We start from the raw sequence: 15635 nt of genomic DNA, 5'->3' as shown, positions 1-15635 counted from the left end.
GAGATCGAGATGCCTGATTCTCAGGAGACGGCTGAAAGTCATGAGTCGAAGGCGTTGGCTTGTGCTACGGCGATTCGAGTCGGTGGCGCGCTGTACATTCTGGCCGAAGCGGCGGGCCTGGAGGATGCCTACTATGGTGCGGATGCCGGAATCCAGGCCGGGATCATTGCGATTACGCGGCAACGAGAGCTGAACCACGACGTCGTTCATGCCGCCATCGGTGACTGTGCTTCGCTGAGTGCCGAGTATCCAGGAACGGCGAATGCCGCGGCCTTCTTCGGTGCTGGCATCCGGGTGATCCGGATGGTCCTTGAAATGATCAGCGAGGATCACTCCGACGGGTCGTTGCAGCGGATCAACCACAAGGCCCGAGAGGCCGCGGGTTATTGGCCGACTGCCATCGTTGCGGGGGGTCGGGCATCGCTTGCCGAGTTCGAAGCTGACTGTCAGAACGCGGCTGTCGGCGTGTTTGGCAGCGATGGCGCGCGGGCCCTACGGGATGAGGCCGGAAAGCATGCGCTTGTGTACCGCCGTGCGGCGCAGGCACTTCGCTGAACCGCGAACAACCACCCCCTGACAAAGACGGGCTTCGGTGGGGTCAAGAACATCACTCTCGAGGGCAGCGTCACGGTCAAGTTCAGTGAAAGCGCAAAAGTAGAACTTGATCTCGAGACGGGCGAGGTTTCCTTGTTGCCGCAGAATTCTCTGACATCCCGAAGGGCTGAAAAATGCCGTATGTAATCATCGGTCTTATGAGTCTACTCGCTGGCCGCCGGGCAGTGGCGATTCGGCGTCGAGCGTTGAGCTCAGATGCTGCTGAGCCTTCTATGCTGCTCCATCGGCCTACGTTCCTTGCCGTACTTGCGGGTATTGCCATAGCTGGAGGCCTCTTTCTCCTAGTGGTTGGAGTTGCCGCTCTTTCCCTGGGGTGATGACCGCTGTAGCCGCCGTAAATCGGCCATCGCAATTGCGGCCTACTGCGCTTGGCCCGCGACCTCGTCGTTGAGAAGTCGTTTTCTCCCGTTGTTCATCCACGGAGCCATCGATTTGGCTAGGTCGACCGCCATCGGTGGCAGGCCGCTGCTCGCCACAGCTGTCGCATACGACATCTACGATGTGGCGACGCCGCCGAGCGGCGCAGCGCACGCAGACGGCCGTGCACGACGGGGCGAGCCTGGCGGGCCGGCTTGCGAGCCCGGGCTACGGCGCCAGGGCCAGCTCCTTCGGCGGGCAGGTCGAGCTGTGGTCGGCAGCGGGATCGGCGAGGGCAATCGTGGACGGAATCGAGGATCTGTTCCAGATGAGGAACTGGCTGGCAAGGCTGCTCAGGAAAGAGCGGCACCGCAGTGCGGAAGAGGACTCGGCAGCGGTCTCGTCGCCGGGCCCGGTGTGGAGCGATCCGGATCTCCCGGACGAGGAGCGCGCGGTTCTGCTCGTGCACCTCCTCGAAGACCCCACGGCGCGCGAGGACGAGCAGGAGGACGCGGCGTCGGCTCTGGAGTTCCTCTCTGGTCCGTTCGTCGAGGCGGCCTTGATCCTGGCCATCCGGGACGGCGACTTCAACAGCGACCTAGCCCAGGCCTGCGCCGAGTCCCTCGCCGGCCTCTGGGCCAGGGAGGGCCAAGTCGATGCCGCCTTCCTGGCGGAACTGCGACCTCGGCAACCGTGCCCCGCGCTTGCTGCCCCCTAGCGCCCTCTAGAGATCTTTAACGCCTGAGGATGCGGCGGTTGGAGGTTGAGGCCGGTTTTGGTGATGAGCCCATCGATGAGGCCGGGTCGGCACTCCAACTGTTTGAGCCGGACCTGCTCACGCCGATCCCGCTCCTTGGCCGTCAGCCCACCGCCATGGGGATACCTCATCTCTCCGGCATAGCGCGGCCCACGACAACCCTCACGACCCCCTAACCCCAACCATTAAAGATCTCTAGAGCTACGGATCAGAAGGTTTCTGACATCCACGGCTGACATCAACGACGCCGGACGAGGGCGTACGACAGCGACGCCGTACAGCCGTCACGTCAGGCGACAGCAGCGGCCGGAGGGGGTTCGGAGCGAACTTACAAGGCGAGTGTCAGCCCGTGTGATCCGGACGGCCGGAGGTCACGTAGTCGTGGTACTCGTCGCCGACAAATCCGAGATTGACCCAGCGGTCAGCGACCGCTCTGAACTCCCGCTCGGCCAGGCTGATGGCTTCCTCCGGAGTCGCCACGGTGGTGATCTTCTTGCCCCATGTCTCGTCCTCCGGGTCGAGCGGCAGATGGTCGGTGATGTCACGGAACGTCTCGGAGGGGATGTCTTCTACCTCCTGCAGATAGACCCCGACGCGAGCACGGCCAGGGCTGAGCGCGATCCAACGAACGCCACGCTGGCCGCCCCGCTCCACCGTGCCGAGGAACTGCTCGATCTCCTTGCCGCGCCGCAATGCTCCCAGCGCGAACATAGGCGTGAGATGCCGTACCAAAGCGCCTCCTTTCTCACTGTCCAGACGACGCCGCAAGGTCTTCGGCGCTGCACCAGAGATCAGGTGTCACCCTCACAGGCCAGAGGACCAGGGGTGCCAACACGCGCCCGCGCGTGCCACATCGGGCGGTCAGCCACGGTCAACGACGGTTCGCCGCGGTCACGATGACTGGCGCAGCTGACCACTCTTCAAAGCCGCTATGCCCGCGCACTCTCGATGACCTTGGCCACCAGGCTTACAAGGCAGACGTCAGCGGTTGCTCCCCACCCTCGCGAGGATGGTTCCAGCGCAGGACCTGATCGATATTGCATAGAGTCCCGCGAGCGCTGGTGTGGTGCCTGGTCGGATCAGCCATGTTTCCTCCAGCTCTCAGGGCTGGGTGTCGGCTGGTGTTTTCTGATGGCGTGCCAGCGGCGTTCGTAGTCGCGTGTGTGGCTGAGGAGGTCGTCGGTGGTGATGGCGCGGTTGTATTGGGCGGTGATGCCGCGCTGGGCGCAGATCCGAGCCACGGTGTGCGGTGCGGGAACCGTCCTCTCGAGCCGGCAACCCGCCCAGATCTCGTAGATGTGGAAGTGCAGGAAGTATCGGCGCAGTGTGGAGGTGCTGACTGGGCTGCCCCGCGGCCTGTTGTGCCCTTGCTTGCGAGGTGTGCGGAGAGCTCCTTGCCGGAGGGTTGGTCGCCGTGCACGTCTTGTAGACCCTCCATGCGAGGTTGTACCGGTCGACTACAGTGAGACCACTGTCGGTTCTCGCTTCTGGCTCCTCATGCTCTTCGACGTCCGCGGTCACTCGTGTGATACGCGTTCCCTGGGCGGTGTGGGCTCTTACGTCTGCGAGTGGAGCCGGGGCACGGTCGTGATCCGAACCGCCTTTCGAATGGCTGAGGTCGGCCGACGGTTCGTCGGCGGCCGACTCTCCATGGCCGAAGCGGTCGTACTGTTCGCTTGCCACGGACTGTACGTCGTGCGCGGCGGGGAGCTTACCCGCTGCGGTGATAGTGCTGTCGCGCTCAAGGACGTCGTGAGGCCGGGCGACCGCGTTCAGGAACCTGTCGTCCGTGAACTCGTCATGCCGGCCGCGGCGAGGCCGGCGGGGGCCGTCTGTGCTAGGGGCACGCCGTAGCTGTTTGGCCCTGGTCTGCGTGAGTCGGTAGGGCGCGGTGCAGGTCCGACGAAGCCGCCCTCGCTCCTCCCGCTCTCCTACTGGGTCTGTTGCGAAAGTGGATCGAGGTCGCGGATCGAGTGTGTGTGGGGGAGGTGGGCGGACGGACGAACTCCGACCACCCCCGGAGTGCCAGGGCACTGGTAGAGAATGGAGGTGGCCATCTGGCGGAAGGCGATCTTCCTTGAGATGCGTGATAGCGGCATGACGTACCGTGAGATCGCCAATGAGGCGCGGGGATCAGCTTCGGCTGTGTCCGCCAGGTCCTCGCGAAGGACCTGGACGCCGTGCCGTCCGAGGAACGAGGCCGATCAGTGTCGAAGACCGTCGGCCGACGCAGTCGGCAAGTGGGCAGACCCCAGCAGTACGCAGAGACGAAGGAGCGGCCATGCCGCAGAGGCCGGAACCCGTCAGCCAGCCGGACTACCTGACCGAGAAGCAGTGGATCGACCTCGCCTTCGCGGTGATGCGCGGCGTGGTCGAGGGGTGTCGGACGGCGGAACTCGGACTGGACCCGGCTCAGCTCTCGGACCTGGGCACGGCTGCGGTGAACGGGTTCCGGGCCCACTTGGACCAGGTGATGGCGGAGTCGCACGACGGATGACCTGGTGCGGTGGTACGCAGAGTTCGACGAGGACGAGCGGCTCGCGCCGGCGATGAACGCCGCCCTGGTGCAGCACGGTATGACGGGACTGCTCCCTCCCTGGCGGTGACGGCCGGCACCGGCAGGGACCGCTCCCTCCCTGATGGTGACGGCCGGCACCGGCGGCCGTCACCGAAGGGCGTCGAGCCGGGTGATCTGCCGGGCCGCTCTCCTTTCGATGGCGGCGGCGAGGTCCTTCGCCCGCTCGGCGCTCCCTGACCTGCGTTCACTCGCGCACAGCGTGCGGACCTGGGCCAGATGGGCCCGCAGACTCTCGGTGAAGAGGCGGTCGAAGTTGTCGCCCGTCACCGTCCGCGCCCTGCGCACCGTGTCGAGCGTGACCATGCCCGGCATGTTGTGCCCCTCGTGGGGGCGGGTGTCGGGCACACCCGAGGCCTCCAACAGCGCGCGCAGGTCCACGAGTTCGTCCTTCAGTCTCCTTTCCGCCCCCGCGGCCCAGCCGGCCAGGGCCGGGCGACCGGCGCGGGTGGGCGCCAAGTCGACCAGCAGCGAGGCCCGTTCGTCCATGGGGATCATCAACTGGAGCCATGCCGTGTCGGTGTCGTTGAAGGCGGCGGGCGCCGGCCTGTCGGTCGCCGGCTGCGGGGTGCAGCCGGCGACCGCCAGGCCCAGGAGCAGGGCGGCCGCCGTCCGCCGGGTCAGAACGTTCCGGCCGAGTTGCACTTGGCGCTCTGCACGATGCAGTCCTTCACACGCTGCCCGAGGGCCACGGTGTCCCAGGCGTTGAAGAAGTCACCATGGATGGACGAGGCCATGCCCGACGCCAGGCTGAACCCGTCGGCGCTCCCGCTGGTCGGGTAGCTGATGACGAACGACACCGAGGGGATGGCCACCGGGTAGGCGCCGCTGCACTTGCCGTCGTAGGTGAAGGCGACGTGCGACTTGTGGTCCGGGCTGTCAAGGTGCTTGCCGTCCCAGCAGTCCGGGAAGACCAGCTGGTACACCAGGTTGGCGGTGGGGGCGCACTGCGGCCAGTTGCCGTCGGCGCTGCGGCCGGTCTCGCCGCCGGGGCCGGCGCACCAGAACTGGTTGGGCGAGCCGGCCGGAGTGGCCACCTGCAACTTGGCGTTGCCCGCAATCATGCGGAAGCCCTGCGGGAAGGGAACGGTCGCCGTGGGGTCGGGCAGCCGCGACCCGTAGTAGACGATCATCCCGTCGGGTTCGACCGCCTTGCCGCGCTCGTAGAGCGTGGGGATCCAGTACGCCGAGAGGTCCTTGGCGGGTGTGCAGCTCGTCCCCGTGTTGGCCAGCAGGCTCTGGGTGGTGGTGAACGCGTCGGTGCTCTTGTTGCCGAAGAAGCTGTGCATGTGGGACGCACCGGGCAGGCCCGGAGCGACGATCGGGTCGTCCGGCTTGGAGTGGCTGTACGTGCAGGTGGCGTTGAACTCGGGGACGCGCACGGCGTCGGCGGGCACCGGTGCCGGGGTCATCGCCCGGAACTGGGTCAGCTGGGCCTGCCACTTGGCCTGGTCGACGTCGACCCAGCCCGGCGCGGGCCCGTCGCCGCCGCTGACGAACGAGAACCAGTTGATGTTGACGAAGTCGCCGGGCATGGTGCTGCGCAGCACCGCGAACACGGTCTGGGCGCCGGTCGGGTGGGTGGTGACGTCGGCGCTGCGCGTCGCCCAGGTCTGCCAGCCCCCGGTGGGGTCTGTCTGGATCACGGCGAGCAGGGGGCCGGTCAGGGAACCGGTGCGCAGTTCGACGGACCCGCTGCCCGTGGCGGCGGCGATGCGCGCCGACACCGCCAGGTGGCCGGCGGGCCCGAGGTCGACCTGGTCGAAGCGCATCCAGTCGCCGTCGGCGAGGTAGGCGGCGTTCTGCCCGCCGCCCATGTCGGCGGTCGTCTCCAGGATGACGCCGGACTGCGCCGCGTAGGACTCGGCCTGGACGGTGACCGTGGCGGCCCGCGCCGCGGGGGCACCGAGGGTGATGCCGAGGGCGGCGGCCAGGGCGATCGCCAGGGCACCGATCAACACGGGATAGAGGTGTAAGGAGTGTCTGCGCATGTCACTTCCTCATCGGAGGGGGAGGGGGAGGGGGAGCCGGAGGGGCGTGGTACGGCTGGGGTCCGGGCCGAAACCGAGGTGTCCAAGCCGGGCCGAAGGGGAGGTGTCCCGGGGTGTCCGGGCCTGGCCAAGACCGAGGTGCTCGGTCCAGCCCGGAACCGAGGCGCCAGGCCCGGCCCGGAACCGAGGTGCCCGGGCCGGATCTGACAAGGGGGCCGGTGCCGACTGCGCTACTGGTACACGCGCACGTAGTCGACGAGCATCCGGGACGGGAACGGCGTCGACGCGTCGGTCGGGCCGGGCCAGTCGCCGCCGACCGCGAGGTTGAGGATCATGTAGTGCGGGTGGTCGAAGATCCAGGGTCCGCGCGTGCGCTCCACCTGGTCCTTGTCCAGGGTGAACACAGTGCGCCCGTCGAGGCTGAAGACGATGCCCTTGCTGTTCCAGTCGGCGGCCCAGGTGTGGAAGTCGTCCGAGAAGTCGGCGTTCGAGGGCAGCCCGTACGGCGCGCCGATGCCGTTGCCACCGTTGTAGGCGGGGGCGTGCACGGTCGAGTAGGCCGTCTTCACGTCCTTGCCGAGGACCTCCATGATGTCGACCTCGCCGTTGTACGGCCACGGACGGCCGGTGAGGAAGTCGGCGCCCATCATCCAGAAGGCGGGCCACAGTCCGTTGCCCTTGGGCACCTTGATACGGGCCTCGACGCGTCCGTAGGTGAACTGGAAGGTGGCGCCGGTGTTCATGCGGGCCGAGGTGTACTGGCAGGTGGTGCTGCCGGTCAGCGGGTCGGGCGGGCAGGCCCGGCCGGGGCTGGCTTCCTTGCGGGCCTCCATGACGAGGTGGCCGCCACCGTCGAGCGCGGCGTTCTGCTGGTCGGTGTAGTACTGCAGCTCGCCGTTCTGACCGGTGCCGGGGTCGGCGCGCCACTTCGCCGGGTCGGGCCTGCTGCCGGCGGCCCCGTCGAAGTCGTCGCTCCACACCAGCCGCGGCGGCTGCGCCGGGTCCGGCGGCAGCGGTGGCGCCGGGATGGGGGCGCCTCCGGTGCCGTACACCTGGAACTCCCAGAGGGAGTAGCCGTACGGGGTGGCGCGTTCGGTGCCGTACATGCGGACGTAGCGCCCCGTGCCGGAGACGGCCAGGGTCTGTTTGAAGCCGGTGCCGGACGTGGTCGAGTAGATCGGCGTCCAGTCGGTGCCGTTGGACGAGACCTGGATCTGGAATGACTTGGCGTAGGCGGGGTCCCACTGCAGGACGACCTTGGTGATCTGCGCGGTCGCGCCCAGGTCGACGGAGATCCAGCCGGGGTCGGTCCACCCGGTGGTGGAGCTGGTCGCCCACCGGGAGGCCGGGTCGCGGTCGAAGGCCCGGGCCGGGGTGCACTCCCAGCAGTTGCCGTCGCTCTGCGACGAGGAGGCCGCGCCGGTCTTCCCGTACGACAGCAGGGTGTCCCCGCCACCGCCGGTGTCGGCCGTGCCGTACACCTGGAACTCCCAGAGGGAGAAGCCGTATTGAGTGCTGCGCTGGGTGCCGTACATGCGGACGTAGCGGCCGGTGGCCGTGAGGGTCAGGTTCTGGGTGCCGCCGGTGCCGTCCGTCGTCTCCTGGACGGTGGACCAGGTCTCGGCGTCGTTCGACACCTGGATGCGGAAGGCCTTGCCGTAGGCGGCCTCCCACTGGAGGGTGACCCGGCTGATCCGGGCCGGGGCCCCGAGGTCGACCCTGATCCACTGCGGGTCGGAGAAGGCGCTGGACCAGCGCGTCGCCGGGTTGCCGTCGACGGCTCCCGGCGCGGTGAACGGGTCCTCGGTGCTCGACGCGACGACGGGCCGGCCCTGCGACAGCAGGGTCTCGGCGGCGTGGGCGCGGGGCGCGGGCAGGCTGACGAGGGTGAGCAGGACGGCCGCGACGAGGGCGGGTAAGCCGAAGCGGCGGAGCAGGGGATGCACGGGCGACTCCTCAGTGGGGGAAAGGGTGAGGGAGCGCTCCCTGACGGCTGAGAATGGGCCCGTGTCGGTGGCCTGTCAAGGCTTGCGGCAACAGGCCGGCAACACCACCGAATCACGCGCCGCGTGTCAGGGAACGGTTCCTGAGATCCACTGAGGCGGAGCGCGAGACGCCGGCCGACCGGTCCCGGACAGCGGCAAGTTGAGGCTAGAGACCGCCAACCAGAAGCATGAAAAGCGTCGTTGACAGGCGGATCGGACCGAGGTCATCCTGAGGGGAAACGCTCCCTGGACTCGACGACCGGGCACCGGTGATCGGAAGGCGATGAAACGACCCACACTCGAGGTGGTCGCCGCCCGGGCCGGCGTGTCCAAGTCGAGCGTCTCCCGAGTCGTCAACGGGGAGACCACCGTCGCGCCGGAGATCCGGGACGTCGTCATGCGGGCGGTACGGGAACTCGGCTACGTGCCGAACGCCGCCGCCCGCAACCTGGTCACCCGCCGCACGGACGCCGTGGCCGTGGTCGTGTCCGACCCGCCCAAGGGCGTGGTGTCCGACGATCCGCTGTTCTCCACCGTGGTGCGCACCGTCAGCCGGGAGTTGGAGGCCGTCGGCAGACGCGTGGTGCTGATCCTCGCCGAGTCCGACGAGAGCCGGGCCCGGGTGGAGCGCTACGTGGCGGGGGGCCATGTGGACGGCGTGATGCTCGTGGCGCTGCACGGCGCCGATCCCCTGCCGGCCGCGCTCGCCCGCATGGGCCTGCCGGTCGCGTCCTTCAACCGCACCGCCGCGACGGACGTCCCGTACGTGGCGCTGGACAACGCGGGCGGTGCGGAGCTGGCCGTACGGCACCTGCTGGAGCGGGGCAGACGCCGGATCGCCACGATCACCGGGCCGCTGGACCTGTACGAGGCCCGCGAACGGCTCGAGGGGTACCGCGCGACCCTGCGGGACACCGGCCGCCGCTCCATCGTCGCGCTGGGCGACTTCACGCGGGTGTCGGGCGCGGAAGGCATGCGGCAGCTCCTGGAGGACGACCCGGACGTCGACGCGGTGTTCGCGGCCAACGACCTCATGGCCATCGGGGCGCTGCGCACCCTGCACCAGGCGGGCCGCCGGGTCCCCGAGGACGTGGCCGTGGTCGGGTTCGACGACATCGAGGCCGCCGCGTACACGACTCCCGCGCTCACCTCGGTGCGCAGTTCCATGGCCGACCAGGCCACCGCCACGGTGCGCCTGCTGCTGGCGCTCATCGAGGGCGGTCCCAGGAAGCCGGTGATCATGCCGAACGAACTGGTGGTCCGCGAGTCCAGCTGACCGGAGGGCCCGCGCTCCGCCCGTCCGCCCCTCCGCCCTCCGTCAGGAAGTTCCGGTCCCGTTCGAGGGGACCTCACCTCTGTGACAGCTCCCGTCGATGACAGACGGAGCGTCGCCTATGGGGGCAGCCGGCCGGAGTTCTGCGGGACCGAGGCTCACAACCGGGTGGAATCGTCGCGGCTGAAACGGATCTTGTCCGGGCGCCCCTCCAGCAGGAGCAGAGCGAGGGTGACGACGGGATCGAGTGCGGCGTCGCTGTGTGTATCGAAGACGCGGGCGCCGCCGCTGCGTCGGAACCGTTCACGCACGCGCAGAATCGTGTGCTCGCCGACGGTAACCCTGAAGTTCAGTCTGGGCCAGAGCCATTGCCGGTGGAGGCGGTACTCCTGAGACCAGAGCCTCACGGTGTTCCCCGAGCGCTCACCCACCTGCTGCTTCTGTGGCTTGTCGGCGTACAGCCGGGCCGATCCGCTACTGAAGTCGACCTGGAGCCGAGGGCCGCGACTCCCCGCCGGATCCGATCCGAGCCATATGCCCTGCCGGTCATGGCCGTTCTGCATCGCGACCACGGACGAAGGCTCGCCGTCCATGCGTAGTGTGGTGGTGAGCCTGACCATTTCGGCCCGGCCGGGGCGCAGTTCGTCAGTCATGAACGCCGTGCTTTCGCTGTTGGAGGGTCGGTATCAGGTGCCGGCGACGCGGAAGGTTCCCGCCATCACTCCGGCGCCGCCCGGAGCGACAGGATCCGGTCGGGTACGTCGGCGATCCGGGCCTCCGGGGTGGCGTACACCCGCAGGGTCTCACCTGCTCGGACGACTTGTGGTTCGGTCCAGGTCTCGTGAGGTCCGGGGATCAGCGTCTGTGTGGAGCCGTGAGCCGTGTCGTGGATCAGCACGGAGGCGATCCCGGTGACCGGCAGCCCCGGGCCGTACGACTGCAGGGGATGATCGTCCGGCCCCTCTGCCTGTACCACCAGGAGTCTGCCGTCGAGCCAGTGCCCGTAGGGGTTCAAGTCGTCCGCAGTGCCCACCGGGATACCGTCCACCCACAATCGCACGGTCGACGCCTCCATGTCGTGCCAGAACACCGCACGATGGAGGTCTTCTCCACCGCTGAACCACACATGAACCGTGAAGTCACCCCGAAAGCTGTGGAATCCGCCGCAGGCACCCTGGACCGGGCCCTCGCGCTCGCCACGTGGCGCATCCTCGGCGGGAGTTGGCGCAACAGGGTCCAGCCGGCACACCGACGGCTCTCGGCAGACACGATCGATGCGCCGTGTGCACCCGAACCCCGCCGCCGCACAGTCACGCGCGGACGCGTCAGCCAGCAGGGACGCCAGCCGCTCCCCGTAGGCGTCCCGGTCGGTACGACTCATTCCGTCCCGCGCCTGCTGCCACCAAGCGAGCAACTCCGTTCCCTCCGGCGACTGCCGCAGGTACTCACCCCAGGCCTCGTCCCGCACCCCTGACACTCCCTCACGGGCTCGCCGACGCCTGCCCCACCCCAGTCCCTTCATCAGCTTCCCGCCCCACCGCCGTGTCGATCGCCAGAGACGGCCAGACTTCCAGACATGTGTCGTACCAGCGAAGGCGGCCTCTTCGGAAGGTACTGGCCGCGGGCGGTGGGCGTGGTTGCGGTACTTCACCGCTGTACCGCTGTACCGCTGTACCGCAACCAAATCAGCGGTTGACCGTTGGCCAACGCCGTACGCTTCCTCTGATCAATCAAAGAATCAGTGGGGGGAACATTTTGCGCAAAGCCATGCGCCTTGCCCTGCTCGGCACCAGCGTCGCACTGGTCGCCACCGCAATCGGGGCCACCAACGCTCAGGCGGCAGACGGCGGTTCGGGCAACATCACGATCGACAAGGTCGTCGTCAACGGCGGCAAGCCGGTCGTGGTCGGTACCACCAACGTGGTGTCCGCCAAGGTCTCCGTGACTGCGTCGGACGATTCGGGCATCGCCGAAACCACGTACATCAGCGCCTCCGGTCCGAAACCGAACTTCGCCCAGATCTGGTACGACGACGGTGACATCACGTGCGTCAAGGCGAGCGCCACTACGTCTACCTGCACGGGCACTCTGACGTTCGACCCGCAGGCGTCGACCGGCTTCGTGGACAACAACGCGGCGGCCACCTGGAACCTCGCCACGCTGGTATCCGCCAACGACTACAACTACATCCACCGGGATGCGGCCACCACGTTCAAGGTGCAGCGCTACTCGAAGCTGACGGTCAACGCCTCGCCGGAGCCGGTGAAGAAGGGCAAGACCGTCACGGTCACCGGAAAGCTCTCGCGGGCCAACTGGGAGGACAACAAGTACCACGGCTACACGAACCAGTCGGTAAAGCTGCAGTTCCGCAAGAAGGGCAGCGACACCTACACCACGGTGAAGACGATCAAGTCCGACGCGACGGGCAACCTGCGGACGACCGTCACCGCTTCCGTCGACGGCTACTTCCGTTACAGCTTCGCGGGCACGACGACGACTCCGGCGGTCAACGCGACCGGCGACTTCGTGGACGTCCAATAGCCAGGTACTGAGAGCGTTTCCGACGTCAGGCGGCCGTCGCACCACACCTGGTCGAGTGTCAGCGGATGTCCAGTGGGGGCGCCGTTCCTAACGGGACGGCGCCCCCACCCGTATGACGTTGATCCTCTGGACCTGTGGCCTCACCCTCATCAGGTCGACCACGACGGCCTGCCGACGTTATTCAACCAACTCTGTCCTGAGCGGCAGTACTGCCTCGGCGCGACCGCTTGCACGTGAGGCTCAGTCCCCGGAAGAACCGAAGAAGCCGACATGGGTGGGTTGGCTGTCGGTGTAGAGGACTACGTAGACGCCGGTCCAGCGCATCCGATCTTCGCCAAGCAGGGTCGTGTCCTGCTCCAGGGGATGTCTGGTGCGCATGGCCTCATAGGCCCGAGCCATCGCGTCTTCGTACTGCTGCACGGTTGGGCGATCCGAGCCAAAGTGCTGCACGAGCCGGGCGGGGGGCAGCGGGCGGAGCGTGAAGTAGTCCGCTTCCCGCTGCTGCGGGGGCTCGGTCGTCTCGACCACGCGGAGGACGTCCAAGATCGAATGAGTGCCCTCTTCGCTCATGAACTCCTCGTCGGCGTAGAGCTCCTCACGGCTCTCATACTCCTCGCCATCGCCGTACAGCTCCTGAAACACCTCGTCGTGCAGGGCCTCCAGCGTCACCTCGACACTTCCGCTGTAGGCAGCGACGTAGTTCCATCCGCTGGCACCCACGGCCGGCTCCTTCCGCCGTTGCTGACTAGTGGGGCCTCAAAATAGCGCCCGGGTCCGACAGCGGTAGAACGAGGACGATCCGCTGCCCACCACGCTTCCCGGCTCCCGTCCCGTCCGCCGTCGACCACGCACCGTGGCGCGGGCGTGGTTCATAGGGTTCGGGTGAAGCGCGCCACTGGGCGAACCCCTACGTCAAGTTGTTGATCACCTGTGTAGTCTCTCCTCCCACAAATCAGGGGAGGGATCATGCAAGGCAGAACGGCCAGGACCGCCTGGATCCTGGCGACCGGTGCCTCGGCGTTCACGCTGTTGGCCGCGACCGGGGCTCACGCGGAAGGCCGGGGTGACATCCGCGTCACCGCCGCCGTCGTGAACGGCGGGAACAACGTCATCATCGGCACCACGAAGCGCGTCACCTACCCGATCGCCATCACCATCCGGGACAACTCCGGGGTGAAGGGCCTGTCACGTGTCGATGTCATCAACAAGAGCAACGGCTGGGGCTTCAGCGACTGGGTGGACACCCGGTGCGCGAAGAAGAGTTCCACCACGTCGGTCTGCACGGCCTCCATGGTGATCGACCCGGCATGGCTCCCGGACAGCCTGCCCGAGGACGTGAACCACACCGCGGGCGTCTGGCAGGCCGATGCGACCGTCAAGGCCAACGACGGCGACTACTGGATCGCCGACCACATCGCCGAGTTCAAGATGAAGCGCGCATCCCAGCTCACCACGAACGCGACACCTGAACCCGTCGCCAAGGGTGCAACGCTCACCATCAGCGGCAAGCTGTCCCGGGCCAACTGGGAAGACCGGAAGTACCACGGTTTCACAGGACAGGACGTGAAGCTCCAGTACAGGAAGGCCGGCGCCGCTCACTACAGCACCGTCAAGACAGTGAAATCCGGCGAAGCAGGCACTCTCAGCACCAAGGTCACCGCCACCTCGGCGGGCAGCTGGCGCTGGTACTTCCCCGGTACGACAACGACTGCTCGCGTGGTGTCCACGGGAGACGCGGTAGCACTGAAGTAGCAGCCTCGCGGATGCCCGGGCGTCCCACAGACGCTCGGTCTACGTCGACGAGCGCAACCCCACGAGGGCGGTGCGGAGTCAAGAGCCGCACCGCCTTCCACATGCGGCCGGCCCCAAGCGCACGGACGTACAGCCGGTCAGAACCCCGCGTACCCCGTCGGTCACCGTCGTCGTGGCGCCGACGGGGTACACCCGTCACCCGCGAGCGGAGTGCGCCTTCAGCGGATGCGGTGCTTCCGCCAGAAGGGGCCGAGGTCCCTGTGCGTCATCGACTGTGCGGCCCTCTTGAAGTCGACGGTGGTGGAGACGCCGTACCAGTGGTCGTGGGCGTACTTCTTGATGAGGCGTGCCATGGTGCCGGCCCCGAGGACGTGCTCCAGGTCGGCCAGGACGCAGGGGCCGATCCCGTACACGACCTGGAAGTACTCGCCACGGTGTGCAGACCAGTAGGCCATCGAGTTGGTGGGTGCGGCGGTGGCGCTCGGCCAGGAGTCGTCCGGCGAGCACTCGAACCCGTCCCAGCGGTAGTAGCGCGCGGTCGCGTACTGAGCGAAACTCTCGTCCAGCCAGGGTGAGTTGTATTCGTCGTTGCCCACGACGCCGTACCACCACTGGTGGGCGATCTCATGGACGGTGGCGCCGCCCTCCTCCTCGGTGCCGAGGATGACCAGGCCGGGGTACTCCATGCCGCCGGCGAACCGGGGGGTCATCACGAGGTCCATCTCGCCGTACGGATAGCGGCCGAACTCCCTGCCGAACCGGTCGATGGCGGCGACGCCGTCCTTGCGGTTGAGGCGGACACCGGCGGCGGGCGTGTTCGGCGACCAGTACGACTTCACGCGCACGCCGTCGGGCGAGGTCTGGGTCGCGGTGCGGAACGGGCCCGCCGCCCATGCGAAGTCCCGCACCCGCTTGGCGACGCTGTGGGTGACCGTACGCCCGGTACCGCCGGGGCGGGTCCATGTGCTGCCGGTCGCCGGGACCTTGAGGGCGGACGGGTGGTCGAGGCGCACCCGGAAGTCGCTCGCCAGGGTGTAGAAGCTCTCGCCGTACGACACATACGGATCGAGGTGCCACCCCCTCGCGTCGTGCACGGCGAGGACCGGTAGCGCGTTGCCCAGGAAGCGGAACGCGCCTTCGCGGCCGAAGCGGTTGTTGCGTGCGGGCACGGTGAGGGCCACGTCGAACGAGACGGCCGTCCGCTCACCGCGTGCGAGCGGCCTCGGCAGGGTGATGCGCAGCGCCGTGCACTTCACGCCGGGGCGGCCAGGAGTGCCGCCGCGCACGTGGGAGATGCGGACGGGGGACGGTCTTCCGGATGTCCCGCAGCCGTCCTCGCCATTGCCCCACAGGCGTATGTACACCTCACGCAGGGGCCGGCTGGAGGCGTTGCGGAAGGACACCGTCTGCCGGCCCGCCCAGTGGGAGCCGTCGGCGTCGGCGCGCAGCTTCACGTCGTAGCTGGGGCGGTCGGGCGTCGCGGGTTCGGCCGCTCTCACCGCGGCGCCGGGCGCCGGGCCGGACGGCGTGCCGGCCTCGGCCACGGTGGAGCCTGCAGTCGCGAGCAGCGCGAGCAGGGCGACCAGCAGACGGCGACCGGTTCTTGAGGGGCCCGTGGGCGACGAAGGCGACGAAGTTAACGAAGGCATGGCAGACGACATGACAGATGACATGCCAGCGGATCTTGTCACAGGGTTCCCCACGGCCGACACAGGCCCGCGCGAAGAGGGGAGGCTGGCTCCGCTTGGGCGGCGAAAGCGCCAGATATGGCGTCTCCGCCTGGCACCAC

General features: G+C 68.0%; 14 protein-coding genes and 1 pseudogene. 6 read left to right on the top strand and 9 right to left on the bottom strand.

Annotated features, from left to right (window positions below; translation table 11 throughout):
• Window positions 1-9: 9 nt before the first annotated feature.
• Window positions 10-555 carry a hypothetical protein gene (locus tag IO36_RS33590; RefSeq protein ID WP_037625581.1) on the top strand — a complete coding sequence of 182 codons (546 nt, stop codon included), beginning with the start codon at window positions 10-12 and terminating at the stop codon, window positions 553-555.
• 601 nt (window positions 556-1156) lie between these two features.
• Entirely contained in the window at window positions 1157-1690 is a 534-nt protein-coding gene (locus IO36_RS33585) for a hypothetical protein (RefSeq protein WP_158997662.1), read from the top strand.
• Window positions 1691-1794: 104 nt separating this feature from the next.
• On the opposite strand, the pseudogene IO36_RS49455 reads toward IO36_RS33585, so the two are convergent.
• Window positions 1795-1860, bottom strand: a pseudogene (locus tag IO36_RS49455) (helix-turn-helix domain-containing protein); the annotation flags it as partial.
• Between the two features lie 211 nt (window positions 1861-2071).
• The gene (locus IO36_RS33580; protein ID WP_051901149.1) at window positions 2072-2440 is read right to left on the bottom strand and encodes a hypothetical protein; all 369 of its coding nucleotides are present in this window, start codon (window positions 2438-2440) and stop codon (window positions 2072-2074) included.
• 1570 nt (window positions 2441-4010) lie between these two features.
• Between IO36_RS33580 and IO36_RS33570 the strand changes: the two genes are divergently transcribed.
• Window positions 4011-4226, top strand: coding sequence for a hypothetical protein (locus tag IO36_RS33570; RefSeq protein ID WP_037625575.1), 216 nt, complete (start codon window positions 4011-4013; stop codon window positions 4224-4226).
• A 168-nt stretch (window positions 4227-4394) separates the two neighbouring features.
• Here the strand turns inward: IO36_RS33570 and IO36_RS33565 are convergent, their stop codons facing one another.
• The 3 genes from IO36_RS33565 to IO36_RS33555 all read right to left on the bottom strand — a co-directional run bounded on the left by IO36_RS33565 (window position 4395) and on the right by IO36_RS33555 (window position 8241).
• Window positions 4395-4949 carry a DUF305 domain-containing protein gene (locus tag IO36_RS33565; RefSeq protein WP_051901148.1) on the bottom strand — a complete coding sequence of 185 codons (555 nt, stop codon included), beginning with the start codon at window positions 4947-4949 and terminating at the stop codon, window positions 4395-4397.
• Window positions 4925-6295: a DUF1996 domain-containing protein gene (locus IO36_RS33560; RefSeq protein ID WP_037625573.1), complete on the bottom strand. Its 1371-nt coding sequence runs from the start codon at window positions 6293-6295 to the stop codon at window positions 4925-4927. The genes IO36_RS33565 and IO36_RS33560 overlap by 25 nt, the downstream gene beginning before the upstream one ends.
• A 230-nt stretch (window positions 6296-6525) precedes the next feature.
• A complete protein-coding gene (locus IO36_RS33555) occupies window positions 6526-8241 on the bottom strand; it encodes a discoidin domain-containing protein (protein ID WP_078943609.1) in 1716 nt (571 codons plus the stop codon).
• Between the two features lie 322 nt (window positions 8242-8563).
• Between IO36_RS33555 and IO36_RS33550 the strand changes: the two genes are divergently transcribed.
• The gene (locus IO36_RS33550) at window positions 8564-9556 is read left to right on the top strand and encodes a LacI family DNA-binding transcriptional regulator (RefSeq protein ID WP_037625571.1); all 993 of its coding nucleotides are present in this window, start codon (window positions 8564-8566) and stop codon (window positions 9554-9556) included.
• A 155-nt stretch (window positions 9557-9711) separates the two neighbouring features.
• Here the strand turns inward: IO36_RS33550 and IO36_RS33545 are convergent, their stop codons facing one another.
• Window positions 9712-10206 carry a hypothetical protein gene (locus IO36_RS33545; protein WP_158997660.1) on the bottom strand — a complete coding sequence of 165 codons (495 nt, stop codon included), beginning with the start codon at window positions 10204-10206 and terminating at the stop codon, window positions 9712-9714.
• A gap of 65 nt (window positions 10207-10271) precedes the next feature.
• Complete coding sequence (locus IO36_RS47180; protein WP_158997658.1) at window positions 10272-10643, bottom strand: hypothetical protein; 372 nt, start codon at window positions 10641-10643, stop codon at window positions 10272-10274.
• Window positions 10644-11320: 677 nt separating this feature from the next.
• On the opposite strand from IO36_RS47180, the gene IO36_RS33535 reads away from it, so the two are divergent.
• The gene (locus IO36_RS33535) at window positions 11321-12094 is read left to right on the top strand and encodes a single-stranded DNA-binding protein (RefSeq protein ID WP_037625566.1); all 774 of its coding nucleotides are present in this window, start codon (window positions 11321-11323) and stop codon (window positions 12092-12094) included.
• Between the two features lie 240 nt (window positions 12095-12334).
• Here the strand turns inward: IO36_RS33535 and IO36_RS33530 are convergent, their stop codons facing one another.
• The gene (locus IO36_RS33530) at window positions 12335-12814 is read right to left on the bottom strand and encodes a hypothetical protein (RefSeq protein ID WP_037625564.1); all 480 of its coding nucleotides are present in this window, start codon (window positions 12812-12814) and stop codon (window positions 12335-12337) included.
• 246 nt (window positions 12815-13060) lie between these two features.
• Here IO36_RS33530 and IO36_RS33525 point away from each other — a divergent pair, with 246 nt between their 5' ends.
• A complete protein-coding gene (locus IO36_RS33525; RefSeq protein WP_245173578.1) occupies window positions 13061-13846 on the top strand; it encodes a hypothetical protein in 786 nt (261 codons plus the stop codon).
• 218 nt (window positions 13847-14064) lie between these two features.
• Here the strand turns inward: IO36_RS33525 and IO36_RS33520 are convergent, their stop codons facing one another.
• Window positions 14065-15495, bottom strand: coding sequence for a M1 family metallopeptidase (locus tag IO36_RS33520; protein WP_167347432.1), 1431 nt, complete (start codon window positions 15493-15495; stop codon window positions 14065-14067).
• Between the last annotated feature and the right edge of the window lie 140 nt (window positions 15496-15635).

Origin of the sequence: Streptomyces aureus (assembly GCF_000725495.1) — a bacterium.
GTDB lineage: Bacteria > Actinomycetota > Actinomycetes > Streptomycetales > Streptomycetaceae > Streptomyces > Streptomyces aureus_B.
Note: the sequence above shows the minus strand (reverse complement) of the source record. Positions and strands in the feature narration are given on the sequence as shown.

What these genes read in the sequence shown, in the direction of transcription:
- IO36_RS33590 (WP_037625581.1), top strand. Translation starts at nt 10, where the DNA reads ATGCCTGATTCTCAGGAGACGGCTGAAAGTCATGAGTCGAAGGCGTTG.
- IO36_RS33580 (WP_051901149.1), bottom strand. Translation starts at nt 2,440, where the DNA reads ATGTTCGCGCTGGGAGCATTGCGGCGCGGCAAGGAGATCGAGCAGTTC.
- IO36_RS33570 (WP_037625575.1), top strand. Translation starts at nt 4,011, where the DNA reads ATGCCGCAGAGGCCGGAACCCGTCAGCCAGCCGGACTACCTGACCGAG.
- IO36_RS33560 (WP_037625573.1), bottom strand. Translation starts at nt 6,295, where the DNA reads ATGCGCAGACACTCCTTACACCTCTATCCCGTGTTGATCGGTGCCCTG.
- IO36_RS33550 (WP_037625571.1), top strand. Translation starts at nt 8,564, where the DNA reads ATGAAACGACCCACACTCGAGGTGGTCGCCGCCCGGGCCGGCGTGTCC.
- IO36_RS33545 (WP_158997660.1), bottom strand. Translation starts at nt 10,206, where the DNA reads ATGACTGACGAACTGCGCCCCGGCCGGGCCGAAATGGTCAGGCTCACC.
- IO36_RS33535 (WP_037625566.1), top strand. Translation starts at nt 11,321, where the DNA reads ATGCGCCTTGCCCTGCTCGGCACCAGCGTCGCACTGGTCGCCACCGCA.
- IO36_RS33525 (WP_245173578.1), top strand. Translation starts at nt 13,061, where the DNA reads ATGCAAGGCAGAACGGCCAGGACCGCCTGGATCCTGGCGACCGGTGCC.
- IO36_RS33520 (WP_167347432.1), bottom strand. Translation starts at nt 15,495, where the DNA reads ATGCCTTCGTTAACTTCGTCGCCTTCGTCGCCCACGGGCCCCTCAAGA.